The organism is Amycolatopsis sp. M39, from assembly GCF_001651785.1.
GTDB classification, from domain to species: Bacteria; Actinomycetota; Actinomycetes; order Mycobacteriales; family Pseudonocardiaceae; genus Amycolatopsis; species Amycolatopsis rubida.
This window is the reverse complement of record NZ_LWSF01000033.1, coordinates 56,150-82,486: the sequence shown is the minus strand read 5'-3', so window position 1 is coordinate 82,486 and position 26,337 is coordinate 56,150. Positions and strand designations below refer to the sequence as shown.

Genomic DNA, 26,337 nt, shown 5'->3' with positions numbered 1-26,337 from the left:
TGATCAACCGGGCGCCCCCTCTGACACCCGGACCTTAAAACTCAAGCTGAGGGAATCTGATTCCCTCAGGGTCGCCCTCACGAACGTGACGATACGGTCGGCGGGCCGAGCCGGCGCGGTGAGGTTTCCGGCACCGGCGAGATCAGGCGCGCTGCGCGACCGCGAGCCGCACGCAGACGGCGAGGGCGCGGACGGCCTCCTCCACCTCGGCCAGCTCCGGGAAGGTCGGCGCGATGCGGATGACCGCGTCGGCCGGGTCGTCGCCGTGCGGGTGGGTGGCCCCGGCCGGGGTCAGCGCGACGCCCGCCTCCTTCGCCAGCCGCACGACCTCGTTCGCGGTGCCCTCGGGCACGGTCAGCGAGACGAAGTACCCGCCGGTCGGCTTGGTCCAGGTCGCCAGGTCGCTCAGCTCCTCGGCGAGGATGCGCTCGACAGCGGCGAACTTCGGCGCGATCAGTTCGGCGTGCTGGCGCATGAGCGCGCGGACGCCGTCGGCGTCCTTGAGGAACAGCGCGTGGCGCAGCTGGTTGACCTTGTCCGGGCCGATGGTGCGCTTGCTCAGCACGCTCTGCCACCAGGCGAGGTTCGCCTCGGACGCGCCGAAGAACCCGACGCCCGCCCCGGCGAAGGTGATCTTCGAGGTGGAGCCGAACACGAACGCGCGGTCCGGGTTGCCTGCCTCGGCGCAGAGGGCGAGGATGTCGGCCAGCTCCGGCTCGTCCTCGGTGAGGTGGTGCACCGCGTAGGCGTTGTCCCAGATGATCCGGAAGTCCGGCGCGGCGGCGGGCATCGCGGCGAGCCGCCCGGCGACCTCGGCGCCGAAGGTGACGCCGGTCGGGTTGGAGTACTTCGGCACGCACCAGATGCCCTTGACCGCGGCGTCCTCGGCGACCAGCCGCTCCACGACGTCCATGTCCGGGCCGGTTTCGGTCATCGGCACCGGGATCAGCTCGATGCCGAACCGCTCGGCGAGCGCGAAGTGCCGGTCGTAGCCGGGCACCGGGCACAGCATCGCGATCCGGGGCTCGTCGGCCCAGCGGCGCGCGGCGCCCGGCAGCGTGCTGAGCATCGCCTGCGCGATGGTGTCGTGCATCAGCTCCAGGCTCGAGTTGCCCGCCGCGAACAGCTGCTCGACCGGCACCTGCAGCGCGCCGGCGAAGATGCGGCGCAGCTCCGGCAGCCCCTTGAGCCCGCCGTAGTTGCGGGTGTCGGTGCCGTCCTCGGCCTTGTACTGGCCGTTCGGCAGCGTCAGGAGATCCGCGGAGAGGTCGAGCTGCCGGGGCGACGGCTTGCCGCGGGTGATGTCCAGGGACAGTCCGCGCTCGACCAGCGCGGCGTAGTCGCGACGGGCAGTGTCGACATCGACAGGAGCTGTGGTCATACCACCACGCTAAACCGCTCGCGCAAGCCAGTTCGGGTGACCCCCGGCTCTCGTGGGCTAGCGTGGGGGCCCGTGCGGTACCTGGTGCATGCCGAGCAACGGCAGTTTTCCCTGCGGGACAAGGACGCCTGGCGTCCCGGCGACGGCGGGTGGACCGGCGAGGCGGTGTCGGTGCACCGCGTGGCGGTAGAGCCGTCGTCGCTCTCCGTGGCGACCGCTCGCTCCGACTGGGTCGAGGTCGACGTGGCGGTCAGCACGGCGATACCGCCGGTGTCGCCGGACGCGTCCCACGTGGTGGAAGCCGATCTCGACCTCCCCGGCGGCGTGGCGACGCTGGCCGGTCCCGCCGATTACGCGCGCCAGGAACACCGGATCGCGGTCCCGTCCGGGCGGTACCGGGTCCGGGTGTCCTATGTGGAGAGCGGCCCGCCGGACGCGGACTGGCACGACCACGAGTTCGGCGAGCATTTCCGGTACGTGCTGGACCTGTGGCCGTCCGCCGGGGCCGCCCCGGTCGCGGTGCTGCGCGAAGGCCCCGGGGTCTGGGACGGCTGATATCCCGTTGGCGGCGCGCGGCCGCGGACGGCAGACTCGGCGGCATGCAGTGGATCACCACCGAGCTCGGCGAAGAGTTCGTGCTCGGTGCACTTGAGCTCGAACGCACGCCGCAGGGCTTGCTGCCGCACCGGCTGACCGCACGGGCGCGGGCGCAGAACACCGACAGCAGGCTCGCGATGGCGGAAACCCAGCCGTCCGGTGTGCGCCTGGCGTTCCGCACCGAGTCGACGGCGATCGAACTGGACACCCACCGCGCGAAGGTCGGCTACGCGGGCATGCCGCCGCTGCCGGACGGCGTCTACGACCTGGTGCTGAACGGGCGCCCCGGCGGCTCCGCGACCGTTTCCGGCGGCGACGAACTGATCCTCGACATGATGACCGGCGAGGGCGAGACCCGCCCCGGCCCGCCCGGCACGGTCCAGTTCTCCGACCTGCCTTCGGGCAGCAAGGATGTCGAAATCTGGTTGCCGTACAACGAAACCACCCGGCTGGTCGCGTTGCGCACCACTGCCCCGATCTCTCCGCTGCCCCGCGCCCGGCGCGTCTGGCTGCACCACGGCAGCTCGATCAGCCAAGGCACCGGCGCGGCAGGCCCGGCGCGGACGTGGCCCGTGCTGGCCGCCGCTGCCGCCGGGGTCGATCTGGTCAACCTGGGCTTCGGCGGAAGCGCGCTGCTCGACCCGTTCACCGCGCGAGCCCTCCGCGACACTCCCGCCGATCTGATCAGCGTGAAGCTGGGAATCAACGTGGTGAACGCGGACCTGATGCGGCTGCGCGCTTTCGGCCCGGCCGTGCACGGGTTCCTGGACACGATCCGGGAGGGGCGCCCGGATGTCCCGCTGGCGGTGATCTCGCCTTGGCTGTGCCCGATCCACGAGGACACGCCGGGTCCGGGCACCCCGGATTTCAGCACCGGAACGCTCCGGTTCAAGGCGACCGGCGATCCCGCCGCCGTCGCGGAGGGGAAGCTGACGCTGAAGGTGATCCGGGAGGAACTGGCGCGGGTCGTCCGGGACCGGGAGGATCCGGCGCTGCACTACGTGGACGGCCTTTCGCTGTACGGGGAAGAGGATTTCGCCGCGCACCCGCTGCCGGACTCGCTGCATCCGGACGCGGCGGCGCATCGGTCGGCCGGGGAACGGTTCGCCAAGCAGCTCTTCGGGGACGGCGGTCCGTTCGCGAGCTGAGCCGTCCGACCGCGTCTTCGGACGGCAATCCCGTTCCCGCCGCCGGAACGGCTGCGCGGCGCCCGGACGGCCCCGGCTGCTAACTTCCGCCTCATGGCGGACCACACTCTCCGGACCCAGCTGACCCACCCCGATCGCGGCGTCCTGCTGTTCGGCATCACCCCGCCCCGCCTCAGCAACACTCCCGAGCGGATCCGGGAGATCACCGCCGCCACCCTCGCGCGGCTGAGCGACCTCGACGTCGACGGGCTCGCCCTCTACGACATCGACGACGAGAGCGACCGCAACCCGCGGGAGCGGCCGTTCCCCTACCTGCCGACGCTCGACCCGGCCGGCTACCACGCGGACTATCTCAGCGAGTGGACCCGTCCGGCGGTCATCTACCGGTGCGTCGGCAAGTACCCCGAGGGCGAGCTGCGGGATTGGCTGCGGACCGCCGACACCGACCGGGTGCTGCCGGTGTTCGTCGGGGCTTCCTCGAAGGGCAAGCAGGTGCACACCCGGCTCTCGCAGGCGCAGGCGTTGCGCCGGGAGGTGCGCCCCGACCTGCTGCTCGGCGGCGTCGCCATCACTGAGCGGCCCGACGAGCACCTGCGGCTGATCGCCAAGCAGCAGGCCGGCTGCGCGTACTTCATCTCCCAGGTGATCTACAGCGCCGACGCGGCCAAGAGCATGGTCTCCGACTACTTCTACGCCTGCCGCGAGCAGCAGCTCGAACCCAGGCCGGTCCTGTTCACCCTCTCGGTCTGCGGTTCGGCGAAGACGCTGGCGTTCCTCCAGTGGCTCGGCGTCCACGTCCCGCGCTGGCTGGAGAATTCCCTGCGCCACGCGGACGACACGCTGGCCGAGTCCTACGAGCAGTGCCTGGCGAGCGCCCGCGAACTGGCCGCCTTCTGCCGCAAGCTCGGCATGCCGTTCGGCTTCCTCGTGGAGAGCGTGTCCATCCGCAAGGTCGAGATCGAGGCTTCGGTGGCCCTCGCGCGCGAGGTCGGCGCACTGCTCGGCCGGAGGGCTACAGCGGATCCAGCGCGGTGATCTTCCACTGCCCATCGGTGCGATGCGCGGTCACCGACAACTGCCCGACAGACGACTGAGGCGCGCCACCGCCGGGCAGAATCGTTTGCTGGTCCAGGAAAAGCAGCAGGCTCGCGTCGTCGCCGTGCAATGAGCGGACTCCGATCGCGCGCACTGTGGTTGTCCGGACGAGCTTTTCGTTCGCCGCGCGTTGACGGGCCGCGGCGAACTGGCTTTGGTACTGCCCCACCGCCGAACCAGTCAGGACGTCGGCCGCGGCGCGCGCGGTGCGGTCCAGGTTCGCGTAGTCGTAGGAAAAAACCGCCTTCACCGCAGCGCTCACCTGGTCGGTGACCTGCGAGGTCGCCACGGGGTCGACCATCGCCTCGTCGTCCTCGGGGTGCAGCAGCGACGCCTGCACCCCGAACCACACCGCGCACGCCAGCGCGACCGCGGCCACCCCCGCGGCGATCGTCCGCCGGTTCACGAGCCCACCGCCTGGACGCCGCCGATCTTCCACGTGTCGCCGTCTCGTGCGAAGTCCACGGCCAAGCGCGCCTGTTTCGCCGAGGGCGCGCCGTCGCCGGTGCTCACGCGGACGTTCAGGACCGCGATCAGCCGTGCCGTTCCCGCCGAAGGGTTCAGGTCGGTGACCGCGGCCTGCACCAGGGAAGCCGTCGACACGGTTCTGGTGCGTTTGGCGCGGTCGATCTGCAGTTGCCGGTCGCCGGAGAGGTCTTTGCCGTACTGCCCGGTCGTCGCGGCGATCCAGCGGTCCACGTCGACCGCGCTCGTGCGGTAGTCGATCGTGTTGAGCGTGACCAGTTCCGTGCTCGCGGCGGCCAGCACGGCGTCCCGGGCGCGGCCGCGGGCGAGGCTGTCGTCCTGCGCCGCGCTCCACCACGACCAGCCGAACCACGCGGCGGCCAGCACCGCGACAGCGGCCAGCACGGTCAGCACCCGTCCGCTCAGGAAGGGCGGCCGGGAAACTTCGGCCGAGTCAGCCATCACGAACCGCCCAGCAACGCCCCGAGCCCGCCCTTCAGCGGCGCGGTCAGCTGGCCAAGCAGACCCGGCAGCTGCTGCTGCGAACCCTGGTCCGAAGGCGCGGAAGCCTGGGGCGCGGCCGGAATCGCGGGCGGCTTCCCCGCGTACGGCGCGTTCTGCGCACCGCGAACCTCAGTCGGGCTGCCCGGCGGCTCCGCACAGTAAGCGTTCATGTTGACCGGCGCGTCGCTCGTGTCGTTGGCCGGACGCTGTTTCGTCCCCTCGTACCCCTTCGTGCACGAATGCGGGTCGAAGAAGTTGAACACCACGCCCAGATGCCCGGTGCCGTCCGGCGAGGTCGTCGGCGAGAACGCCGAGATCACCGGGTACGCCACCAGCAGTTCCTCGATCGCGTCCTTGCGCATCGAGGTGACCTGCGCGGTGGTGAGCGAGTTCGCGAACAGCACCCCGAGGTCGGTCCCGGACGCGGCGAGCACGTCGCTGATCTGCCGGCTCAGCTGCGGAGCCTCGTCGATCACCTTGCGCACGGCCGGATCCGACGACTTCAGCTGCCCGGCGATCGTCTTCAGCCCGGACGCGAACGCCGTGATGTTCTGCGCCTGCCGCTCCTGCGTCGCGAAAACCGTGCGGGAATTCGCCAGCAACCCCTGCGTGTCCGGCACGTACTGGGCGGCCGTCGCGGTGAGGGAGCTGGTGCTGTCCAGCAGTTTCCGCAGCTGCGGCCCCGACCCGGCGAACGCGTCGTACGTCTCGTCCACCACGGTCTTCAGCGATTCCGGATGAACGCTCGCGACCAGGCCGTCGAGATGCGTCAGCACCGAATCCGGCGTCGCGGGCAGCGACGTGCGATCCTGCGCGATCACCGCGCCGTCCGCCAGGTACGGCCCGGATTCGCGGTCCGGAAGCAGGTCCACGAACTGCTCCCCCACCGCCGACCGGTTCGCGACCTGCGCGTGCAGCGCGGACGGGATGTCGGGGCCGCCGGAGTCGATGTCGAGCCGGACGTCGATGCCCTGCGGAGTGAGCGTCATGGCCCCGACCCGGCCGACTGTCACGCCCCGGTAAGCGACCTCGGAGTTCACGAAAACCCCGCCGGAGTCGGCCAATTTGAGCGTCACGTGGTAACCCCGGTTGCCGAAAATCCGGTCGAGACCGGCGTAGTGCCCGCCCGCGTAGGCCACCGAAACGACGGCGATCGCGAAGAACACCAGCAGCTGGATCCGAACCTTGCGCGTGTTCATCAGCCGCCTCCCACCAGACCGCCGAGCAAGCCGCCCAGTACCCCGCCGTAGCCGGGTTTCGCTCCGCCCGTGGCCGGCGTGTTCGGCAGCGGCAACGGCAACTGCGGCATCCCTTGCCCCGCGGCGGGCGGAGCGCCGGACGTCGAAGGCGTCGGCAGCTGGAACGGCGGCTGCGACGAATTCGTGAAGTTCTGCACCAGCTTGTCGAGATCGAGGTTGATCCGCGCGTCGACGTTCGCGTAGTCGCCCTTGATCACGTTGCCCGCGTAGTCCGGGAACGGGTAGGTCAGCAGGATCCGCAGCGCGTTCGGCAGGTCCTGGCCCGCCGCGCTGAGCTGGCGCAGCGTCGGCTCCAGCGCCTTGAGGTTCGCGACGAGCTGGTCGCGGCTGCGGTTCACCGTGTCGACCGCGACGCCGGACAGCTTGTTCAGCGCGTTCAGCATCCCCACCAGCTGGTCGCGCTGGTCGGCGACGATCTTCAATCCCGGCGCGAGTTTGTCCAGCGCGGTGGCGAGGTTCTGCTTCTGCCCGGCGAGCGTGGCGGACAGCTTGTCCAGGCCGTCGATCGCGCGCAGGATCTCGCCCTTGTGCCCGTCCAGCTGGGTGGCGAGTTCGTCCACCCGGGACAGCAGCGCGCGCATCTGCGGTTCGTTGCCCGACAGCGCGTCGTTGAGTTCGCGGCTGATGTTCTGCAGCTGGTCGACGCCGCCGCCGTTGAGCAGCAACGACAACGCGCCCAGCACCTCCTCGATCTCCGGGTTGCGGTTCGTGCGCCCGAGCGGGATCCGCGCCCCGTCGGCGAGCCTGCCCGCGGGCTTCTCCGCGGTCGGCGCGCTCAGCTGGACGAACTTCTCGCCGAGCAGACTGGACTGGCGCAGTTCGGCATGTGCGTTGGCGGGCAGCCGGACGTCGCCGTTCACCGTCATCGACACGAGCGCGGACCGGGTGTCCGGGGTGAGCGCGATCCGGTCGATCCGGCCGACCGCGACGTCGTTCACCTTCACGTTCGCCTGCGGCACCAGGTCCAGCACGTCGGTGAACAACGCGGTGACGTGGTACGGGTGGTCGCCGATGTCCGGGCCGCCGGGCAACGGCGTCGAGTACAGCCCGTTGAACCCGCCGTCGCTGCACCCGGCGAGCACCAGCACCCCGGCGAGCACGCCCGCCAGCCGCTTCCGGAGGCGTTTCACTTGCCACCTCCGGGTTTCTGCGTCAGCACGTCCGACAGCGGCAGCGGCAACGGGGGCAGCTGGCCGTTCTGCAGCGAGTTCAGCGCCTGCGGGATGGACGGCAGCTTGAGCGTGCCGTCGAGCACCGGCGCGAGCTTCTTGCAGATAGTGCCGAGCGTGTCCGGCAGCGGCTTCGGCGTGCCCGCGCTGATCAGCCGGCAGACGGTGAGGATCGGCGGGTTGGTGATCTCGTTCAGGTTGTCGCGCACCGCGATCGTGCCGGACGCCGCGTCGTAGGTGTTGATGAAGTTCGTCGCCCCGGTCGGCGCGATGTCGAGCACCTCGGCGAGCGCGGCCCGCTGGTCCACCAGCACCTTGGTCAGCGACGCCAGTTTGGCCACATTGGACGAAAGCCCGTTCTTGTTGTCCGCAACGAACTGTTTCACGTCCCGCAGCGACGTGGACAGCGAATCGAGCGCGGCCCCGACGTCGTGCGAATCGTCGGCGAGGAAGCCGCTGACGTCCGCGAGCCGCTGGTAGAACTCGTTCAGCTGGCTGTCGCTTTGGGACAGCGCGGAGGTGAAGGAGTTCAGGTTCTTCACCGTGGAGAACAGGTCGTCCTTCGAATCGTCGAGCGTGCCTGCCAGTTCGGCGAGCCTGCTGACGGTCGAGTTCAGGTCCTTGCCGTTGCCCTTGAGGTTGGCCGCGGCGGTGTCCAGCAGGTCGGAGAACGCGCCGTTTTTGTTGGCCCCGTTGGGCCCGAGCGCGGTGGACAGCTTGTCGAGGCTCGCGTAGAGGTCGTCCAGTTCCACCGGCGTCGCGGTTTTGTCGCGCGCCAGCACGGTTCCGCTCGCGAGCGTCGGGCCGCTGTCGTACGACGGCGTCAGCTGGACGTACCGGTCGCTCACCAGGCTCGGCGAAACGACCACCGCGCCGACGTCTTTCGGGATCGGGACATCGTCGTTGACCTTCATGTCCACGCGCACCGCCTGGCCCTCCGGCGTCACCGCCGTGACCTCGCCGACCGCGACACCCAGCACGCGCACGGAGGAACCGGCGTACAGGCCGACGGTCTTCCCGAAGTACGCCGAGATCTTCGTTCCGCCGGTGTCGCGCAGGACCAGGTAGATGCCCGCGGTCAGCAAAAGCGCTGCTACACAAGCAAACCCAAGCCAGGTGACCACATTGCGCCCTGCGCGAGTTTCGACAGTCATCGTCCGCCCACCCCCTGATCAGGCGCGGAGATCGGCGGCGTACAGCCCTCCGGGTTGATCGACAGCCCGCCCGCGGTGATCGTCGGCGGCAGCAACCCGCACAGATACCCCTCGAACCAGCGCCCGTTGCCGGTCGCGTTCGCGCCGACCCGGGCGAACGGGGCCATCAGCTGCAGGCTCCGGTCGAGGTTGCCCTGATTGCGCTGCAACACGTCGGTCACCTTCCCGAGCGCGGCGAGCGTCGGCCCGATCTGCGTACGGTTGTCCGCGACCAGCCCGGACAGCTGCTTCGAGATCTCCTGCGTGCCCTTGAGCAGCGTGCTGATCTGCTCGCGGCGCTGCCGCAGTTCGGTGAGCAGCAGGTTGCCGTCGCTGATCACCTGCTGCAGCTGGGCGTTCCGGTCGGACAAGGTCTTCGAGATCTTGCTCGTGTTGGACAGCAGCGCGTGCAGATCGGCGTCGCGCGAGGACACCGTCTTGGACAACGCCGACAGCCCGGACAACGTGTCCTTCAAGTACTTCGGACTGTCCTTGAGGGAATCCGACAGCGCGGTGAAGCTCTGCGCCAGCTGCTGGGTGTCGATGTCGCCGACCGTGGTCGACAGCTGGTTGAACGCGTCCTGCAACTGGAACGGCGTCCGCGTGCGCTGCACCGGAATCGTGTCGCCGGGCGTCTGCGTCCCGCCGCCCTTCGTGTCCAGCGCGAGATACTTCTCCCCCAGCAGCGTCTTGATCTCGATCGACGCCGTGGACGCGTCGCCGACCCGCACGCCCTTCACCCGGAACTTCACGAGCACCTGCTTGTGCCCCAGTTCCACCGACGTCACCTGCCCGACCTTGACGCCGGCCACCTGGACCTCGTTGTCCGGCGCGAGCCCGGCGGACTCGGCGAACGCCGCGGTGTAGGTGGTGCCGTTGCCGAACATCGGGATGCTGTCGGAAAAATACGTCACCGCGGTCACCAGCACGATGAGCACCAGCGTCACCGCGCCGACGCTCGCCTGGTTCCGGTCCTTCAGTCGTTTCACGGGCCACACCTCGGCGCGCGTTCGGTGCCGGGGACCGGCACGATCGGCAGCGTCACGTCCAGCGAGGAGATGCCGATGGTGCCTTCGATCCCGCACAGGTAGTAGTTGAACCAGCTGCCGTAGCTCAGGGTCCGGGTGAACTTCTCCAGGTTGCCCGGCAGCACTTGCAGCAGATGCTCGACGAGCGGCTGCGCGTCGTTGAGGTTGTTCGCCAGCTTCCCGAGCTGGGTCACGTCCTGCTGCACCGCGGGACGGGCGTCGGCGAGCAGCCCGGCGGTCGCGTTCGTCAGGTCGCCGAGCGCGCCCACCGCGTCGCCGATCGGCTTGCGCTGCTCGGCCAGCCCGCTCACCAGCCGCTGCGTCTGGTCGACGAGGTCGCCCAGCTGCGGCCCGCGCGCGTTGACCGTGCCGAGCACCTGGTTGAGATTGTCGATGACCTGCCCGATCACCTTGTCCTTGCCCGCGATCGCCGTCGTGATCGACGCGGTGTGCGACAGCAGGCTGGTGATCGTGCCGCCCTCGCCCTGGAACACCTGCACGATCTCGGCGGAGAGCTGGTTGACCTCTTTCGGGTCCAGCGCCTTGAACAGCGGCTTGAACCCGTTGAACAGCACGGTCAGGTTCAGCGCCGGTTTCGTGCGCTCCGGCGGGATGGTGTCGCCGGGAGACAGCGTGTCGCCGCCGCTGACGTCGGTGCCGAGCGAGAGGTAGCGCTGGCCGACGAGGTTGCGGTACTTGATGGTCGCGGTGGCCAGCGAGGGCAGCCGGTACGCGGACTCGACGAGGAACCGCACCTCGGCGTAGTTCTGCTCGCCCTGGTCGACCCCGATCGTCTCGACCTGCCCGACCTTCACGCCGGAGATCCGCACGTCGTCGCCTGCTTGCAGGCCGGACGCGTCGGTGAACTTCGCGACGTAGGACGCGGTGTCGCCGAAGTTCGTGTTCGCGATCGTGGTGGCGAGCACCCCGGTCAGCAGCACGGTGACCACGGCGAAGATGCCGATCTTGACCAGCGCGGGAACGAACGACCTCATTTCAGCTCCACCTCCGCCCCGCGGTACAGCGGTCCGACCAGCAGCGACGACCAGCCCGGCACGTTGTCCGGCGTGGTGTTCAGCGTCGGCGAGGCGAGCAGGTCGAGCAGTTTCTGCTCGTCGGCCGACCCGACGATGCTCGGCGCGCCGCCGGTCGACCCGGACCCGCCGGGCAGCGGGCCGTTGGTGAAGTCGCCGGGCAGCGTGCCGTCCGGATTGTGCGGCGGCGCGGGCTTGGTCGTCCCGTCCCGCACCGCGCCGTCCGGCGGATACTGCGGCCAGTGCCCGGGTTTGGGCACCTGCGGATAGCAGCGCGGGCCGCGTTTGTCGTCGTACTTCGGCTCGTCGACGCCGGGCAGGTACTTGCCGCGGCTCGCCGAGAACTCGATCGTCACGCGGCTGACCTCCGGATGCGCGGTGCCCTTGCCGAACGCCAGCTCCGCGTTCGGCACCGTCCCGGCCAGCTGCTTGAACAGGCACGGGTATTCCGGCGCGTACTTCGCGAGCACGTCGAGCGTGGGCTGCACGGCGGTGGTGAGGCGGATGATGTTGTCCTTGTTGACTTCCAGGAAGCGCGTCAGGTCGGTGGCGGTGCCGGTGACCGAGGAGTACAGATCGGTCAGGCCGCGCTGTTTCTCCACGATGGTCTGCGTCGTCGTGGTGAGGTCCGACAGCGCCTGCAACGCGTCCGGCGCGGCCTTGTCGTAGATGCCGGAAACGGTGGCCAGCCCGGTGATGTCGGCTTTCAGATCGGGCAGCGACGGGTTGAGCTTGCCGAGGTAGTCCGACAGCTGGGTCAGCGTCTCGCCGAGCTTCTTGCCGCGTCCGTCCAGCGCGGTCGACACGGCGTTGAGCGTGCTGGAAAGCTTTTCCGGCTGCACCGCCCGCAACAGCGGCATGACGTGGTTGAGCACCTGCTCCAGCTCGATCGCGGTGCTGCTGCGGTCCTGCGGGATGACGTCGCCCGCCTTGATCGGCCGCTGCGCCTGCTCGGGCAGCTGGAGCGCGACGTACCGTTCGCCGAACAGGGTCTTCGGCAGCAGCCGCGCCGAAACGTTCGACGGGATCACGTCGGTCTTGTCCGGCTGCAGCGCCAGTTCCAGCTCCGCGTGGTCGCCGACCGGCCGCACGTCGCGGATCTCGCCGACGAGCATGCCGCGCACCTTCACGTCGCCGCCGACGCGCAGCTGGCTGCCGACGTGGTCGGTCTCCAGCTTCACGAGCGTCACCGGCGTGAACACCTTGCGGTAGGCGGCGATCGTGGTGGTGAAGAACAACGCCGCCACGACCAGGAAGACCAGCCCCAGCAGCTGGTACTGGAGCCGTTTGCGCACCTCTCGGCGGGTACTCATCCGGATATCCGCACTGTCGTGTTCGCGCCCCAGATCGCGAGGCTCAGGAAGAAGTCCAGCACCGAGATCAGCACGATCGACGTGCGCACCGCGCGGCCCACCGCGATGCCCACCCCGGCCGGTCCGCCGGACGCGGTATAGCCGTAGTAGCAATGGGAAAGGATCACCAGCACGCTGAACACGATCACCTTGGCGAACGACCACAGCACGTCCTCCGGCGGGAGGAACAGCGTGAAGTAATGGTCGTACGTGCCCGCCGACTGGCCGTAGAGCCAGATGGTGATCTGCCGCGACGCGAGATACGAGGACAGCAGGCCCACCGCGTACAGCGGGATCACCGCGGTGACCCCGGCGAGCACGCGCGTGGTGACCAGGTACGGCATGCTCGGCACGGCCATCACTTCGAGCGCGTCGATCTCTTCGGAGATCCGCATCGCGCCGAGCTGGGCGGTGAACCCGCAGCCGACGGTCGCCGACAGCGCGAGCCCGGCCGACAGCGGCGCCACCTCGCGGGTGTTGAAGTAGGCGGAAATGAACCCGGTGAGCGCGGCGGTGCCGAGCTGGTTCAGCGCCGAATACCCCTGCAAGCCCACGATGAGGCCGGTGAACAGCGTCATGCCGATCATCACGCCGAGCGTGCCGCCGATCACCGCGAGGCCGCCGGTGCCGAAGCAGACTTCGGTGAGCAGCCGCGTGGTTTCGCGGCCGTAGCGGCGGATCGTGCGCGGCGACCAGGCGAGCGCCCGGCCGTAGAACGACAGCTGTTTCCCGAGTCCTTCGAGACTCGCGCCGGGACGCGCGATGATCTCCAGCGTCCGGTCGGACGCGCGCGTCTGCTCGATCGGTTCGGCCGTCATGTCACAACGCCTTCGGGGGCACGACTTTGAGGTACACGGCGGTCAGCACGACGTTGATCAGGAACAGCAGCAGGAAAGTGATCACCACCGCCTGGTTCACCGCGTCGCCGACGCCCTTCGGCCCGCCCGCCGGGTTCAGCCCGCGGAACGCCGCGACCACGCCCGCGACGAAGCCGTACAGGAACGCCTTGATCTCGCTGACCCAGAGGTCCGGCACCTGCGCGAGGGCGTTGAAGCTGGCCAGGTACGCGCCGGGCGTGCCGCCTTGCAGAACCACGTTGAAGAAGTAGCCGCCGAGCACGCCGACCACGCTGACCAGGCCGTTGAGCAGCACCGCCACCACGATCGCGGCGAGCACCCTCGGCACCACGATGCGCTGCACCGGGTTGACGCCGAGCACTTCCATCGCGTCGATCTCTTCCCGGATCTTGCGCGCGCCGATGTCAGCGCAGACCGCGCTGCCGCCCGCTCCGGCCACCAGCAGCGCGGTGATCAGCGGGCTCGCCTGCTGCACGATGGCGAGCGCGCTGGCCGCCCCGGTGAACGACTGCGCGCCGATCTGCGTGGTCAGGGATCCGAGCTGCAGCGCGATGACCGCGCCGAACGGGATCGCGACCAGCGCCGTCGGCAGAATGGTCACGCTCGCGAAGAACCAGCACTGCTGGATCCATTCGCGGAACTGGAACGGGCGTTTGAAGATCGCCCGCAGGACCTCCCAGGACAGCGTGGCGAGCCTGCCGACCTGGGTCAGCGCCGCGGTGCCCGGGAGAGTGACCGAGCCGCTTCCGCCCACCGCACCTCCCAGTAGTCACCCCCGAGTCTTGCCCATCCCCGCCCGCCGATTTCGGTTAGCGGTGTTCACTGCCGTCCCTTCGGCCCCCAGCCGTCACCCTAGGCGCAGCAGCCCCGGCTGCCCGTCACAATTTCAGCGCGTGCGTGGCGGTCGCCCCGCCGTCGGCGACGAACTCGCCCCCGGTGCAGTAGGAACTCTCGTCGCTGCCGAGGAACACCAGCAGCGGCGCGATCTCGTCGGCGCGGCCCACCCGGCCGAGCGCGACCTTCTTGCCCACCCAGGACACGTCCACTTCCGCGCCCGCCGCGTCGGACACCATTTTCGTGTCGATCATGCCCGGATGCACCGAGTTGACCCGGATCCCGCGCGCGCCCAGCTCCAGCGCGGCGACCTTGGTCATCCCGCGGATCGCGAACTTGGTCGCGGTGTAGGCGACGAGGAACGGCATCCCGGCCAGACCCTCCACAGAGGACACGTTGACGATGGAGCCGCCGCCGGCCCCGGCCATGGGTTCAACGACCGAGCGCATGCCGAGAAACGCCCCGATCTGGTTGATCCGCACGACGCGTTCGTATTCGGCCAGCGGCGTCTTCGCGAGTTCCGAAAAGTACAGCACCCCGGCGTTGTTGACCAGCACCGTCGGCGGCCCGAACGCGGCCGCCGTGGTCTCGACCGCGGCGGTCCAGCCGTCCTCGTCGCTCACGTCGAGATGGCAGAACACCGCCGCTTCGCCGAGTTCCGCGGCGAGCGCTTCGCCTTCGTCGTCGAGGACGTCGGCGATCACCACCTTCGCGCCCTGCGCGACGAACGCTCGCGCGGCGGCCGCGCCCTGTCCGCGGGCCGCGCCGGTGATGAGGGCGACCTTGCCGGACAGCCGGTGCTCAGTCATGCGTCCTCCGGGTTCAGGGCAGCGAAAGCAGCTCGGTCGCGGCGAACATCCGCTCCGGGTCGCGATCGGCGAAATGCGCGCCGACCTTTTCGGCGAGTTCGCCCGCGGTCCAGGCGCCGTTCGCGGTGTCGAACCGCTCCTCCACCGACGGCGGCTTCAGCAAGGCGACCATGCCGCCGTGCACGACGAAAACCTGACCGTTGATCGAGTCCGCCTCCGGCGAGGCGAGGAATGCGACAAACGGAGCAACATGCTCTACCGACAGCGGATCGAGCCCGTCCTCGGGGGCTTCGCCGAAGACATCCGCGGTCATCGCGGTGCGGGCGCGCGGGCAGATCGTGTTGGCGCGCACGCCGTATTTCGCCAGCCCGCGCGCCGCGGAGATGGTGAGCGCCGCGATGCCCGCTTTGGCCGCCGAGTAGTTGGGCTGGCCCGGCGAACCGACCAGGAACGCCTCGGACGCGGTGTTCACGAGCCTGCCGTACACCGGCTGTCCCTCCATTTTGGAGCGATCGCGCCAGTACGCGGCGGCGTTGCGGGACAGCAGGAAATGCCCGCGCAGGTGCACTGCGATGACTTTGTCCCAGTCCTCGTCGGACATCGAGAACAGCATCCGGTCGCGGAGCACGCCCGCGTTGTTCACGACGATGTCGAGGCTGCCGAAGTGGTCCACCGCGGCCGACAGCAGCTCCTTCGCGGTTTCGGCCGCCGAGACGTCCCCGGCCACCGCGAGCGCTTTGCCGCCTCGCTGTTCGATCTCGGCTACGACGTCTTTCGCCTCGCCGATGTCGTTGACCACGACGGACGCGCCTTCGCGGGCCAGCGCGAGCGCCTCGGCCCGGCCGAGCCCCGCTCCGGCCCCGGTGACGACAGCGACCTTGCCTTCGAGCGTCGCCGAAGAAGCCCCAGCCCGGTCGCCGTGCGTGTTCCCTGCGGTCGGTTCCACCCGCGAGCCTCCTCGTCGAAGCCTGCCTGACGCAGCACAGACTAGAATCTGTTCTCGTATTGAGCAAGTCCCGATTAACCGGTCTTGAACAGGGCGTTCTTTGGGCAGTTCGTCACCGCTTGCGAAACACGTTCTACTTCTTCCTCGGGAACCGGTCCGATCACCAGGTTCTCGTCGTCGTCCAGATCGAACACCTCCGGCGCGAACCCCACGCAGACCGCGTTCGCCTCGCACAGCGACCGGTCGACACTGACCTCCATGCTTCCTCCCGTCCGCCACTCCTGGTACAACTAGAACAGGTTCTAGCTTACCGCCGGGGCCCGGTACGACACCACAACGAGACCGGCGGGGTGGAGGTGACGGGTGCGGATCGACTACACGCCGCAGCAGCGGGAACTGGCCGCTGAGCTGCGGGAGTACTTCGCCGAACTGATGACGCCGGCGCGGCGGGAAAGCCTCGCCGCGCCCGGCGGCGAGTACGGCGACGGCTTGGCGTACAAGGAAATCGTGCGGCAGCTCGGCAAGGACGGCTGGCTCGCGCTCGGCTGGCCGCGCGAGTACGGCGGCCAGGACCGCAGCATGCTCGACCAGCTGATCTTCACCGACGAGGCGGCGGTCGCCGGGGTGCCGGTGCCGTTCCTGACGGTGAACACGATCGGCCCGACGATCATGCGGTTCGGCACCCCGGACCAGAAGGCGTTCTACCTGCCGAAGATCGCCGCGGGCGAACTGCATTTCGCGATCGGCTACTCCGAACCGGGCGCGGGCACGGACCTCGCCTCGCTGCGCACGCGGGCAACCCGCGACGGCGACGAATACGTGGTCAACGGCCAGAAAATGTGGACCAGCCTGATCGAGTACGCCGACTACGTGTGGCTCGCCGCGCGCACCGATCCGGAGGCGCGCAAGCACAAGGGCCTGTCGATCCTCATCGTGCCGACCTCCGCCCCGGGGTTCTCCTGGACGAAGGTGCACACCGTCGCCGGCCCCGGGACCAGCGCGACGTACTACGACGACATCCGGGTGCCGGTCACGTCGCGGGTCGCGGAGGAGAACGCGGGCTGGCCGCTGATCACCAACCAGCTCAACCACGAACGCGTCGCGCTGACCTCCGCCGCGCCGGTGCGGAAGGCGCTGGCCGACGTCGTGGAATGGGCCAGCGAGGAGTCGCTGACCGACCGCGAGTGGGTCCGGACGCATCTCGCGCGCGTGCACGCCTACGCCGAGTATCTGAAGCTGCGGAACTGGAAAATCGCCTGGGCCGCCGCAGCCAGCGAACTCGGACCGGCCGAAGCGTCGGCGACCAAGATCTACGGCACCGAGATGGCGATCGAGGCGTACCGGCTGCTGATGGAGGTGGTCGGCGCGGCCGCCGTGGTGCGCGACGGCTCCCCCGGCGCGGTGCTCGCGGGACGGCTGGAACGGCTGCACCGTTCGGCGTTGATCCTCACTTTCGGCGGCGGCACCAACGAGGTGCAGCGCGACATCGTCGCCGCCACCGCCCTCGGCCAGCCCGTGACGCGTTAGGAGTTCTCCCGGTGGACTTCTCTCTCACCGAAGCACAAACCGACCTCTCCGCACTGACCCGGCGCATCCTGACCGATCAGGTCACCGCGGAATCGCTGGGCCCGCACGGATCCGGCGGCTTCGACGCTCCATTGTGGACTACCATGGCCCGCTCCGGAGTCCTCGACGCCGCCCTGCCGTCGACAGTCGGCGGCGGTGGTTTCGGGCTGCTGGAACAGTGTTCTGTCCTGATCGAGATCGGCCGCGCGGTCGCTCCGGTCCCCTATCTGTCGTCTGTGGTCCAGGCTGGTTCGGTCCTCACCGACCCCATGCTGGCTGAGCGATGGCTGCTGCCGGTTTCGCGCGGCAAAGCTGTCCTCTCCGTCGCGCTGGGCGGCTCGTTCGTCGCTTCAGACGGACGCCTCACCGGTATGCAGACCGCGGTCCCCTTCGCAGCTTTCGCAGACGCCTTACTCGTCGAAGCCAACGACGGCGTGTACATCGTCGAGAAGGACGCCGTTGGTGTCTCTATCGAAGCGCAGTCCACCACTGACCATGCCGACGCTGCTTTGGTGACGCTGTACGACACCCCCGGAATCGCTCTCGGCGATGTCGGTGAACAGTTGCGCCTTCGCGGCGCTCTCGGCGCTTGCGCACAACAGTTGGGTGTGTTGGAGCGCGCGCTCGAACTGACAGCTGCGTACACGCGTGAGCGCAAGCAGTTCGACAAGGTGCTGGGCAGCTTCCAAGCCGTCCGACACCGACTCGCCGACGCGTACATCGACGTCGAAGCCGTACGGCTGACGCTGTGGCAAGCAGCCTGGAAGCTCTCCGAAGGCCTTCCCGCCGCCGCTGACGTGTCCACCGCGAAGTTCTGGGCCGCAGAGGCCGGACACCGCGTCGCGCACACTGCGGTGCACCTGCACGGCGGTGTCGGCATTGATGTGGAGCATCCCGTACACCGCTACTTCGCCGCCGCGAAGCGCCTGGAGTTCAGCGGAGGCGGGGCGACGGAGCAACTGTTGGGGCTGGGTCAGGTTCTCGTGAGTGGCAATCCCGGTTAGAACCGCGATCGCCACTCACGAGTCCACCGGCGTGATGTGCCGCAGCCGACGCGGTCCGGTATCCGGCCGCGTCGGCGGTGCGCCCACCACCAGCCGCGCGTTGGCGACAAACGCCCCGTCCGGCGACGCGAGGATCGGGTCCAACGTCAACGACCGCACCTCCGGGTTGTCCTCCGCGAGCGCCGCGACGCGCAACACCATGTCCTGCAACGCCGCGAGGTCCGCAGGCTCGTCACCGCGATACCCGGTCAACAAGGGCGACGTACGCGGCTCCCGGATCAGCGTCGCCGCGTCAACGTCCGTCAACGGCACCGCCCGGTACGCGCGGTCCCCAAGCAGCGTGCTGACCAACCCGGACAGCCCGAACGACACCAGCGTGCCGAACGACGGGTCGTCCTGCAGCCCAATGGCGCACGACAGCCCCTTCGGTGCCATCTGTTGCACGTACACGTCTTCGTCGCCGGACACCGCGCACAGGTCCCGGTACGCGACACGTACGGACTCTTCGGACACCAGGTCAAGCCGTACGCCGGCGAAGTCCGGCCGTCCGCGCAACCGCTCGTCGACCGCTTTGAGCGTGACCGGATACCCAAGCTCAGCCGCCGCGGCCACTGCCTTGCTTTCGCTGGCCGCCACCCGGAACGGCACCACGTCCACGCCGTAACAACTGAGCAACCGCACCACGTCGTCGTCAGACAGCAACGTCGAACTGCCGTCCTCCGGCACCAGCTCGCGCACGATCTCCTGCGCCTGCTCGACATGCAGACCACTAGGCCGCACCAACGTCCCCTGCGGCCGCTGCCGCCACGCGGCATATCGCACCACGCGTGCCAACGCGTTCACCGCACGCTCCGGACTCGAATACGACGGAATCGACCCACGCGTCGGCACGCCGTCGTCGGAAAGCACCGCCAACTCATGCGGCACGCCTTCCGCAGCGAGGAACGTCGAGACGATCGGCTTCGACTGCTTCATCTCCGACACCGCTTCGCGCAACGCTCGCGCGTACGCAGCCCCAGGAATCGCCACCGGCGGTGCGAAGACTGCGATCAACGCGTCTGTGTCGGGCGAATCCAACGCCTCCCGCACCGCCGTCGCGAACTCGTCCGGCCCAGCCTGCGGCCCGATGTCCACCGGATCGAACGCGAGCCGCAGTCCCTCCGCACGGGCGGTATCGGCGGCCAGCAACCCGATCGCACTGGAGTTCCCGACAATCCCGATCCGCGGCCCCGCCGGCAGCGGCTGATGCGCGAACACGAGCGCTGTGTCGAACAACTGCGCCAGCGACTCCACGCGTACGACGCCGGCCTGCTCGAACAACGCCTGCACACTGGCCTCGTCGACCTCCGCCGACGTCGCCGCGAGCTGCGGCCGCACCGCATGCCGCCCCGACTTCACCGCGACGATCGGCTTCGACCGCGCCAACCTGCGCGCCAGCCGCGCGAACTTGCGCGGGTTGCCGAACGACTCCAGATACAGCAACACCAGATCGGTGTCCGGATCGGTTTCCCAGTACTGCAACAGGTCATTGCCGGACACATCCGCCCGGTTGCCCGCCGACACGAACGTCGACAACCCCAGCCCGCGCGACCCCGCGTCGGCGAGAATCGCCGTCCCCAGCGCACCCGACTGGCAGAAGAACCCGGTCCGCCCACGCTTCGGCAACCGCGGCGCGAGCGTCGCATTGAGCCGAACGTCCTTCGCGGTATTCAACACGCCCAGCGCATTCGGCCCGACCACGCGCATCCCGTGCGCCCGCGCCTCGCCGACCAGCCGCAACTCCGCGTGCAACCCCAGCGGCCCCGACTCCGCGAACCCGCCGGACACGATCACCAGCGTCTTGACGCCCTTGGCCAGGCAAGCGTCCAGCACCGCCTCGACGGCCTCCGCCGGAACCGCCACCAGCGCCAGATCAACCGGATCCGGAATATCCAGCACGGACGGATACGCCCGCACCCCGCGAACCGACCGATGCTCCGGATTGACCGGATACACCGCCCCCGCGAAGTCGGCCGCGAGCAGGTTCGCGAACGCGACATGCCCGACCTTGGTGGGATCGGCGGACGCCCCGATCACCGCGACCGTGCCGGGATGCAGCAAATTGTGCACGCTCCGTGCTTCCGCGGCCTGCTCCCTCGATCGCGCGACCGCGAGCGATTCCTCCGTCGGGTCGATATCGAACTCGAGATGCAGCACGCCTTCCTCGATCGCGCGACTGACCTGGTAGCCCGCGTCACGAAACACGCGCACCATCGCCGCGTTCTCGCTCAGCACCTCGGCGACAAACCGCCGCAACCCGCACTCCGACGCCGCCGCGGCGAGGTGCTCCAGCAGAATCGAGCCGAGCCCGCGCCCCTGATGCTTGTCGTCGACGACGAACGCGACCTCCGCCGAGGGCCCCTGATCGAGCCGCTCGTAACGCCCCACCGCGACCACGTCGTCCCCGAGCAAGGCCACGAACGCGACCCGATCGTGGTGGTCCACAGTGGAAAACCGCTCCAGATCCCGCGGCGGGATGCGGGGGTAGGCACCGAAATACCGGAAATACCGGGTGCGGTCGGACAGCCTGCCGTGCAGGGCCACAAGACCGTCGGCGTCGCTGGGCACGACGGGTCGCAAGTGGACAGTGCCGCCGTCGGAGAGGACTACGTCGGCTTCCCAGTCGCGGGGGTAGTCGTAGGGGTCGCGCTTCCCGCCCGCGGCGGGACTCAGTGTCTCCCCCGACGCACTGCTTCCGGCTGCCGCGTCCGGCCTGGCTGCCGCAGAGTCGCCAGGTGCCGCCTTGCCGCCCGCCGCAACGGAACTCCCTGCGGAGCCAGACCGTGCCGACGCAGCGCCGCCGGCAGCCGGGTCCGCACCGAGCTCGCCCTGGGCAGGTCCATTCGGCGAACCGCTTTCGCTGTGCTTGCCCTCCGCAGCCGGTGCGGCCGCGCCGGAGGAAGAGCCGCTGGACTTCGGCGTTCCGGCCGGGCTGGACCCGCTCGCCGGATAACGGGCGTCGCGCGCGGAAGTGCCACTGGGAGCCGGAGCATCAGGTCCGCCGGACTCCGGCCCTCCAGCCGTGCTACGGGCGTCGCGCCCGGGATTCGGGGCATCGGTTCCGCCGGAACCGCTCGTCGGGCGAGTGCCGGGAGCGGGGTCGCCCGGACCGGGATTGCCGGCGCCGGGGCGGCGAGGTTGGTCGGGCATGGTCAGTCCCTCGGATCGTCCGGGTCGAGGCCGTGCAGCGGGAAAATCGCGCGGCGGGTGTCGCGGATCGCGATGTCCACCGGGTCGTCGGCGTCGTCGCCCCACGGCTTGAAGGCGGTGTCCTTGCCGTCGGTCATCGCGGCGGGGAGGTCGACGGCCGGGGCGGCGCGCTTGACCGTCGAAACCCAGCCGGGCGGCAGCGGCGTTTCCGGCGGGACGTCACGGTCCAGGACGGTGGCCATCAGGTGCGTCCACGAGCGCGGCACGACGCGGATCAGCTGGTATCCCCCGCCGCCGACGGCGAGCCAGCGGCCGTTCGCGTAGCGTTCGGCCAGGTCGCGCAGCGTGGAGTAGATGGTGCGGTGTCCGTCGACCGACAGCGACATGTCGGCCATCGGGTCGTCCTCGTGCGAGTCCACTCCGCACTGGGTGACCAGCAGCTGCGGCTGGAACTCTTGCAGCACAGCCGGAACCACCGCGTCGAATGCCCGCAGCCACCCGGGGTCCCGCGTATGCGGCGGCAGCGGGACGTTCACCGCCGTACCGGCTGCCTTGCCCTTGCCGACCTCGGCGGAGTAGCCGGTGCCAGGCCAGAGCGTGAACGGGTGCTGGTGCAGCGAAACGGTGAGCACGCGCGGATCGTCGTAAAACGCGGCCTGGACGCCATCGCCGTGATGCACGTCGGTGTCGACGTACGCGATGCGGTCGAAGCCGTGGTCCAGCAGCCACGAGATGGCGATCGCGCAGTCGTTGTAGACGCAGAAACCGGACGCGTGATCGCGCATCGCGTGGTGCAGCCCGCCCGCGATGTTGACTGCCCGCCGGACCTCGCCGTCGGCGATCTTGCGCGCGGCGAGCAGCGTCGAGCCGACGACCAGCGCGGTCGCGTCGTGCATTCCGGGGAACACGGGGTTGTCGTCGGTCCCGAGCCCGTGCCCGACGTCCCACCCGACGTCCGGCGCTTCCCGCACGGCGGCCAGGTACTCGGGCACGTGCACGCGCAGCAGTTCCTCGTCGCCCGCCGCGGTGGGCACGAGCAGTTCGACGCCGTCGAGTACGCCCAGCTCAGTAGCGAGCCGCACAGTGAGGTCGAGCCGGACGGGGTTGAACGGATGCTGCCCGCCCAGGTCGTACTTCAGCAGCGACGGATCCCAGACAACTGCAGGCGACGACATGCACCGCACTGTACTTCCCCACCGCGCGCCCAGCCGGGTTCCGCGACAAGGCAGGACTCAGCCGCGCGTCCAGACGACGCCGCGCGCTTCGTATTCGAGCATCTCCTCCAGCCCGGCCGCCGCGTCGGCGCCGAGTTCCCGTTTCGCCAGCCACAAGGCCAGGTCCAGCCCGCTCGTGATGCCGCCCGAGGTGACCATGTCGCCGTCGTCGACCACGCGGGCTTTCTTGAGCAGGCCGCCCTGCTGGACGAGCGTGTCGGCCGCGCCGTGATGCGTCGTGCACGGACGTCCGCGCACCAGTCCGGCCGCACCGAGCAGCAGCGTGCCCGTGCAGAGCGACGCAAGGGTCAGCCCTTTGCGCGGCGCGGCCGCGAGCGCGTCCGGCAGCACCTTGCGGTCGATCTCCGCCCAGATGCCCGGACCTTTCCGTTTCGCGTAACCACCGCCCGGCACGACGATGATGTCGGCGTCCTGCGGCGACCAGCCGCGCTCGACCTCCACCTTCGTCCCGTACGCCGCGCGCACGACGCCCGGCCCGTCCACGCACACGTACGAAACGTCCGTGCCGCGCTTAGCGTGCATGCCGGCCGCGGAGAACACCTCGTACGGACCGGCGAAGTCCTGCTCCTCGACGCCGTCGAACAACACGACCTGGACCCGCAACGGCCGACGCCCAGTCGTCTCCCCGGTCGTCGCCGCAGCCTCGGCGGGCAACGCCGCCATCGCCGCTCCGGCCGCCGCCGACCCGCGCAGGAATGTTCTTCGCTCCATGAACGCCGCCTCTCGCCTGGAAAACCTTCCGGACGAGAAGTCGGTGCCCAGCGCGGAAAGTTCCGCCGGATTCAGCCGCGTTCGGGACCGGTGGCCGCGGGACGCTCCGGATCGCGCGACCAGTGCGACCACGACCCCGCGTACAGCGCGGCCGGCTCCGGATGCCCGGCGACCTCCAGCGCGAGCACTACCGACGACGCCGTGACGCCCGAACCGCAGTAGGCGCCGACCGGAACCCCGTCAGCCAAGCCCAGCGACGCGAACCGCTCGGCAAGCTCGGACGGCGACTTCCAGCGCCCGTCCGCACCGGCATGCTCCGACGACGGCGCGCTGACCGCGCCCGGGATGTGCCCGGCCCGCGGGTCGACGGGCTCGGTCTCGCCGGTGTAGCGGACGTGCGCCCGCGCGTCGAACAGCACGCCTTCGCGCGCTAGCGCCGCCGCCTCGTCCGCCGACAGAACCGGCATCGCACCCGGCCGGACCTCGATGTCGCCCGGCTCCGGCGAAGGCACGTCAGTCGTCACTTCCCGCCCTCCGGCCAGCCACGCTGCGTAACCGCCGTCGAGCACCGCGACCTCCGGATGGCCGACCCAGCGCAGCAGCCACCAGGCGCGCGCGGCGACCGAACCGTCGGCGTCGTCGNCGTCGTCGTAGACGACCACCGGACGCCCGGCCCGGACCCCGGCTTTCCGCAGCTCACGCTGCAGCGCGGCCGGGTCGGGCAGCGGGTGGCGGCCGCCCTCGCCGGGCGGTGCGGCCAGCGCCGTGTCGAGGTCGGCGAACACCGCGCCGGGCAGGTGTCCCTCCTGGTAGGACTCGGCACCCGGCGGTCCGCCGAGCCGCCAGCGGACATCCAGCACTACGGGACGGTCTCGGTCGGGGAACGCGGCGAGCTCCGCGGGCGAAATCAACGGTCGCATGGCCCCATCCTGCTGGTCCGGACGCGGTTCGCGCATCAGGGCAGGACTTTTCGCCGGGCCCGGGCCGTTACGCCGAGGCGAGCCGTCGCTGTCGGGGCGAACGACTACGATGAGCTACGCGGACGAAGGGGACAGCGTGAACGATCTCATCGACACCACCGAGATGTACCTGCGTACCATCTACGAGCTCGAAGAGGAAGGTGTCGTCCCGCTGCGGGCCCGGATCGCGGAGCGCCTGCAGCAGAGCGGGCCCACTGTGAGCCAGACCGTGGCCAGGATGGAGCGCGACGGCCTGGTCGTCGTCGCGGACGACCGGCACCTGCAGCTCACCGACCACGGCCACGACCTCGCCGTCGCGGTCATGCGCAAGCACCGGCTCGCCGAGCGCCTCCTCGTCGACGTCATCGGCCTTGAGTGGGAGCACGTGCACAACGAAGCGTGCCGCTGGGAGCACGTGATGAGCGAGGCCGTCGAGCGCAAGCTGGTGAAGCTGCTCGACCACCCGACCACGTCGCCGTACGGCAACCCGATCCCGGGCCTCGACAAGCTCGGCGACGGCGATCCCGCGCCGCGCGCCGAGGACGGGCTGGTGCGCCTCGACGAGTTCGCCCGCACCGGCGGCGGCGAGGTGGAGATCCGCCGCATCGCCGAGCACGTGCAGCTCGACGAGTCGCTGCTCACCGAGCTGCGGACGGTCGGGATCGTGCCCGGCGGCCTCGTCACGGTGGGCAAGGCTTCCGGCGGAAGCGCCACCGTCGAGGTCAAGGGCACCGAAACCACGGCGCAGGTGTCCACCGCGGCGCTGCACGCCGTGCTGGCGCTCGCCAAGTGACCCCGGCGGCCGACGCGGCACGCGCGTTCCAGGACGTCCACGGGCGGGCCCCGGCAGGCGTGTGGTCGGCGCCGGGCCGGGTGAACCTGATCGGCGAGCACACCGACTACAACGACGGTTTCGTGCTGCCCTTCGCGCTCCCGCACCGGCTGGCCGCGGCGGCTTCTCCGCGCGAGGACGGCAAGCTCCTGGTCGCCACCCTCGGCGACGACGGGCAGCTGCAGCGCTCCGGGCCGCACGACATCGCCGCGCTCGAACCGGGATCGCTCGGCGGCTGGGCCGCGTATCCCGCCGGGGTGGCGTGGGTGCTGCGCGACCAGGGCTACGCGGGCGGCGCCGACCTGGTCATCGCGGGCGACGTGCCGTCCGGGGCGGGGCTTTCCTCCTCTCACGCGCTGGAATGCGCGGTTTCGCTGGCTTTGCTGGGCGTGGCCGGGGTGGAACTCGAGGACGGCGGAGCGGGCACTCCCGCACGCCCGGAGATCGCGCGCTGGGTGCAGCGGGCGGAGAACGACTTCGTCGGCGCGCCCACCGGGCTGCTCGACCAGACGGCGTCGCTGTGCTGCGAGGACTCGCGGGTGCTGTTCCTCGACGTCCGCTCGGGCGAGATGGAGCAGGTGCCCTTCCCGCTCGGCGAGGCCGGGCTCCGGGTGCTGATCATGGACACCCGCACCAAGCATTCGCACACCGACGGCGGCTACGGCGCACGGCGGCGCGGCACCGAGCGCGCGGCGGAACTGCTCGGCGTGAAAGCGCTGCGCGACGTCACGCTCGACGGGCTCGGCGAAGCCCTCGCGCAGCTCCCCGAGGATCTGGTTCCGCTGGTGCGCCACGTGGTCACCGAGAACCAGCGGGTGCTCGACGTGGTCGCGTTGCTGCGCGAGAAGAAGCTCGCCGAGATCGGGCCGCACCTCGACGCCTCGCACGTGAGCATGCGGGACGACTACCGCATCTCGACGCCGGAACTGGACCTCGCGGTCGATTCGGCCCGTTCGGCCGGCGCGCTGGGCGCGCGGATGACCGGCGGCGGGTTCGGCGGCTCGGCGATCGCGCTGGTCCGCGACGAGGATCTGGACGAAGTCCGCACCGCGGTCGAAACCGCCTGCGAGCAGGCCGGGTTCCGCCGTCCGCGGATGTTCACGGCGGTGCCGTCGCGCGGCGCGGGCCGCGACGAAGCCTGATTTCCGGAGCAACCCCCGGAGGGTCCGT

At 69.9% G+C, this 26,337-nt stretch carries 25 protein-coding genes; 7 read left to right on the top strand and 18 right to left on the bottom strand.

Annotated elements, in window-relative coordinates; all coding sequences use genetic code 11:
• Positions 1-142: 142 nt before the first annotated feature.
• The gene (locus A4R44_RS40840) at positions 143-1,381 is read right to left on the bottom strand and encodes an aminotransferase class I/II-fold pyridoxal phosphate-dependent enzyme (RefSeq protein WP_067593624.1); all 1,239 of its coding nucleotides are present in this window, start codon (positions 1,379-1,381) and stop codon (positions 143-145) included.
• Between the two features lie 72 nt (positions 1,382-1,453).
• Here A4R44_RS40840 and A4R44_RS40835 point away from each other — a divergent pair, with 72 nt between their 5' ends.
• The 3 genes from A4R44_RS40835 (at position 1,454) to A4R44_RS40825 (ending at position 4,161) form a co-directional block, all read left to right on the top strand.
• Positions 1,454-1,936 (top strand): hypothetical protein, encoded by a 483-nt coding sequence (locus A4R44_RS40835; protein ID WP_067593621.1) that lies wholly within the window; start codon positions 1,454-1,456, stop codon positions 1,934-1,936.
• A gap of 44 nt (positions 1,937-1,980) precedes the next feature.
• Positions 1,981-3,126, top strand: a complete 1,146-nt coding sequence (locus tag A4R44_RS40830; RefSeq protein WP_067593618.1) for a GDSL-type esterase/lipase family protein — start codon at positions 1,981-1,983, stop codon at positions 3,124-3,126.
• 93 nt (positions 3,127-3,219) lie between these two features.
• Complete coding sequence (locus tag A4R44_RS40825) at positions 3,220-4,161, top strand: methylenetetrahydrofolate reductase (RefSeq protein WP_067593615.1); 942 nt, start codon at positions 3,220-3,222, stop codon at positions 4,159-4,161.
• Here A4R44_RS40825 and A4R44_RS40820 read toward each other — a convergent pair.
• From A4R44_RS40820 to A4R44_RS40760, 13 genes are all read right to left on the bottom strand, one after another.
• Positions 4,139-4,627, bottom strand: coding sequence for a hypothetical protein (locus tag A4R44_RS40820; RefSeq protein ID WP_232792000.1), 489 nt, complete (start codon positions 4,625-4,627; stop codon positions 4,139-4,141). The genes A4R44_RS40825 and A4R44_RS40820 overlap by 23 nt on opposite strands.
• Positions 4,624-5,148 carry a hypothetical protein gene (locus A4R44_RS40815; RefSeq protein ID WP_067593612.1) on the bottom strand — a complete coding sequence of 175 codons (525 nt, stop codon included), beginning with the start codon at positions 5,146-5,148 and terminating at the stop codon, positions 4,624-4,626. The genes A4R44_RS40820 and A4R44_RS40815 overlap by 4 nt, the downstream gene beginning before the upstream one ends.
• Complete coding sequence (locus A4R44_RS40810; RefSeq protein WP_067593609.1) at positions 5,148-6,389, bottom strand: MCE family protein; 1,242 nt, start codon at positions 6,387-6,389, stop codon at positions 5,148-5,150. The genes A4R44_RS40815 and A4R44_RS40810 overlap by 1 nt, the downstream gene beginning before the upstream one ends.
• Positions 6,389-7,579 (bottom strand): MCE family protein, encoded by a 1,191-nt coding sequence (locus A4R44_RS40805; protein ID WP_067593607.1) that lies wholly within the window; start codon positions 7,577-7,579, stop codon positions 6,389-6,391. The genes A4R44_RS40810 and A4R44_RS40805 overlap by 1 nt, the downstream gene beginning before the upstream one ends.
• Positions 7,576-8,772 carry an MCE family protein gene (locus tag A4R44_RS40800; protein WP_067593604.1) on the bottom strand — a complete coding sequence of 399 codons (1,197 nt, stop codon included), beginning with the start codon at positions 8,770-8,772 and terminating at the stop codon, positions 7,576-7,578. The genes A4R44_RS40805 and A4R44_RS40800 overlap by 4 nt, the downstream gene beginning before the upstream one ends.
• Positions 8,769-9,800 carry an MlaD family protein gene (locus A4R44_RS40795; protein WP_067593651.1) on the bottom strand — a complete coding sequence of 344 codons (1,032 nt, stop codon included), beginning with the start codon at positions 9,798-9,800 and terminating at the stop codon, positions 8,769-8,771. Before A4R44_RS40795 ends, A4R44_RS40800 begins: the two co-directional genes overlap by 4 nt.
• Complete coding sequence (locus tag A4R44_RS40790; RefSeq protein ID WP_067593601.1) at positions 9,797-10,834, bottom strand: MCE family protein; 1,038 nt, start codon at positions 10,832-10,834, stop codon at positions 9,797-9,799. The genes A4R44_RS40795 and A4R44_RS40790 overlap by 4 nt, the downstream gene beginning before the upstream one ends.
• The gene (locus tag A4R44_RS40785) at positions 10,831-12,186 is read right to left on the bottom strand and encodes an MCE family protein (RefSeq protein WP_067593598.1); all 1,356 of its coding nucleotides are present in this window, start codon (positions 12,184-12,186) and stop codon (positions 10,831-10,833) included. The genes A4R44_RS40790 and A4R44_RS40785 overlap by 4 nt, the downstream gene beginning before the upstream one ends.
• Positions 12,183-13,043, bottom strand: coding sequence for an ABC transporter permease (locus A4R44_RS40780; RefSeq protein ID WP_009075203.1), 861 nt, complete (start codon positions 13,041-13,043; stop codon positions 12,183-12,185). Before A4R44_RS40780 ends, A4R44_RS40785 begins: the two co-directional genes overlap by 4 nt.
• A 1-nt stretch (position 13,044) precedes the next feature.
• Positions 13,045-13,836 carry an ABC transporter permease gene (locus A4R44_RS40775; protein WP_067593594.1) on the bottom strand — a complete coding sequence of 264 codons (792 nt, stop codon included), beginning with the start codon at positions 13,834-13,836 and terminating at the stop codon, positions 13,045-13,047.
• Between the two features lie 124 nt (positions 13,837-13,960).
• Complete coding sequence (locus A4R44_RS40770) at positions 13,961-14,725, bottom strand: glucose 1-dehydrogenase (RefSeq protein WP_067593591.1); 765 nt, start codon at positions 14,723-14,725, stop codon at positions 13,961-13,963.
• A gap of 13 nt (positions 14,726-14,738) precedes the next feature.
• On the bottom strand, positions 14,739-15,671 hold the full coding sequence (locus tag A4R44_RS40765) for a 3-oxoacyl-ACP reductase (RefSeq protein ID WP_067593588.1): 933 nt from the start codon (positions 15,669-15,671) through the stop codon (positions 14,739-14,741).
• Positions 15,672-15,745: 74 nt separating this feature from the next.
• Complete coding sequence (locus tag A4R44_RS40760) at positions 15,746-15,931, bottom strand: ferredoxin (protein ID WP_067593585.1); 186 nt, start codon at positions 15,929-15,931, stop codon at positions 15,746-15,748.
• 103 nt (positions 15,932-16,034) lie between these two features.
• On the opposite strand from A4R44_RS40760, the gene A4R44_RS40755 reads away from it, so the two are divergent.
• On the top strand, positions 16,035-17,198 hold the full coding sequence (locus A4R44_RS40755; protein WP_067593582.1) for an acyl-CoA dehydrogenase family protein: 1,164 nt from the start codon (positions 16,035-16,037) through the stop codon (positions 17,196-17,198).
• A gap of 11 nt (positions 17,199-17,209) precedes the next feature.
• Positions 17,210-18,241: an acyl-CoA dehydrogenase family protein gene (locus A4R44_RS40750; protein ID WP_067593579.1), complete on the top strand. Its 1,032-nt coding sequence runs from the start codon at positions 17,210-17,212 to the stop codon at positions 18,239-18,241.
• A gap of 15 nt (positions 18,242-18,256) precedes the next feature.
• Here A4R44_RS40750 and A4R44_RS40745 read toward each other — a convergent pair whose 3' ends face one another.
• The 4 genes from A4R44_RS40745 to A4R44_RS40730 form a co-directional block, all read right to left on the bottom strand.
• The gene (locus A4R44_RS40745; protein ID WP_067593649.1) at positions 18,257-20,953 is read right to left on the bottom strand and encodes a bifunctional GNAT family N-acetyltransferase/acetate--CoA ligase family protein; all 2,697 of its coding nucleotides are present in this window, start codon (positions 20,951-20,953) and stop codon (positions 18,257-18,259) included.
• A 479-nt stretch (positions 20,954-21,432) separates the two neighbouring features.
• Positions 21,433-22,605 (bottom strand): acetoin utilization protein AcuC, encoded by a 1,173-nt coding sequence (locus A4R44_RS40740; protein ID WP_067593576.1) that lies wholly within the window; start codon positions 22,603-22,605, stop codon positions 21,433-21,435.
• A 57-nt stretch (positions 22,606-22,662) separates the two neighbouring features.
• Positions 22,663-23,376, bottom strand: coding sequence for a DJ-1/PfpI family protein (locus A4R44_RS40735; RefSeq protein WP_067593647.1), 714 nt, complete (start codon positions 23,374-23,376; stop codon positions 22,663-22,665).
• A 71-nt stretch (positions 23,377-23,447) separates the two neighbouring features.
• Entirely contained in the window at positions 23,448-24,296 is an 849-nt protein-coding gene (locus A4R44_RS40730; protein ID WP_067593573.1) for a sulfurtransferase, read from the bottom strand.
• Positions 24,297-24,405: 109 nt separating this feature from the next.
• On the opposite strand from A4R44_RS40730, the gene A4R44_RS40725 reads away from it, so the two are divergent.
• Together A4R44_RS40725 and galK are read left to right on the top strand one after the other, a co-directional pair.
• Complete coding sequence (locus tag A4R44_RS40725) at positions 24,406-25,128, top strand: metal-dependent transcriptional regulator (protein WP_009075181.1); 723 nt, start codon at positions 24,406-24,408, stop codon at positions 25,126-25,128.
• A complete protein-coding gene (gene galK, locus A4R44_RS40720) occupies positions 25,125-26,309 on the top strand; it encodes a galactokinase (RefSeq protein ID WP_067593569.1) in 1,185 nt (394 codons plus the stop codon). Before A4R44_RS40725 ends, galK begins: the two co-directional genes overlap by 4 nt.
• Positions 26,310-26,337 lie beyond the last annotated feature (28 nt).

What these genes read in the sequence shown, in the direction of transcription:
- A4R44_RS40785 (WP_067593598.1), bottom strand. Translation starts at nt 12,186, where the DNA reads ATGAGTACCCGCCGAGAGGTGCGCAAACGGCTCCAGTACCAGCTGCTG.
- A4R44_RS40810 (WP_067593609.1), bottom strand. Translation starts at nt 6,389, where the DNA reads ATGAACACGCGCAAGGTTCGGATCCAGCTGCTGGTGTTCTTCGCGATC.
- A4R44_RS40740 (WP_067593576.1), bottom strand. Translation starts at nt 22,605, where the DNA reads ATGTCGTCGCCTGCAGTTGTCTGGGATCCGTCGCTGCTGAAGTACGAC.
- A4R44_RS40770 (WP_067593591.1), bottom strand. Translation starts at nt 14,725, where the DNA reads ATGACTGAGCACCGGCTGTCCGGCAAGGTCGCCCTCATCACCGGCGCG.
- A4R44_RS40780 (WP_009075203.1), bottom strand. Translation starts at nt 13,043, where the DNA reads ATGACGGCCGAACCGATCGAGCAGACGCGCGCGTCCGACCGGACGCTG.
- A4R44_RS40825 (WP_067593615.1), top strand. Translation starts at nt 3,220, where the DNA reads ATGGCGGACCACACTCTCCGGACCCAGCTGACCCACCCCGATCGCGGC.
- A4R44_RS40760 (WP_067593585.1), bottom strand. Translation starts at nt 15,931, where the DNA reads ATGGAGGTCAGTGTCGACCGGTCGCTGTGCGAGGCGAACGCGGTCTGC.
- A4R44_RS40735 (WP_067593647.1), bottom strand. Translation starts at nt 23,376, where the DNA reads ATGGAGCGAAGAACATTCCTGCGCGGGTCGGCGGCGGCCGGAGCGGCG.
- A4R44_RS40800 (WP_067593604.1), bottom strand. Translation starts at nt 8,772, where the DNA reads ATGACTGTCGAAACTCGCGCAGGGCGCAATGTGGTCACCTGGCTTGGG.
- A4R44_RS40830 (WP_067593618.1), top strand. Translation starts at nt 1,981, where the DNA reads ATGCAGTGGATCACCACCGAGCTCGGCGAAGAGTTCGTGCTCGGTGCA.
- A4R44_RS40790 (WP_067593601.1), bottom strand. Translation starts at nt 10,834, where the DNA reads ATGAGGTCGTTCGTTCCCGCGCTGGTCAAGATCGGCATCTTCGCCGTG.
- A4R44_RS40840 (WP_067593624.1), bottom strand. Translation starts at nt 1,381, where the DNA reads ATGACCACAGCTCCTGTCGATGTCGACACTGCCCGTCGCGACTACGCC.
- A4R44_RS40815 (WP_067593612.1), bottom strand. Translation starts at nt 5,148, where the DNA reads ATGGCTGACTCGGCCGAAGTTTCCCGGCCGCCCTTCCTGAGCGGACGG.
- A4R44_RS40725 (WP_009075181.1), top strand. Translation starts at nt 24,406, where the DNA reads ATGAGCTACGCGGACGAAGGGGACAGCGTGAACGATCTCATCGACACC.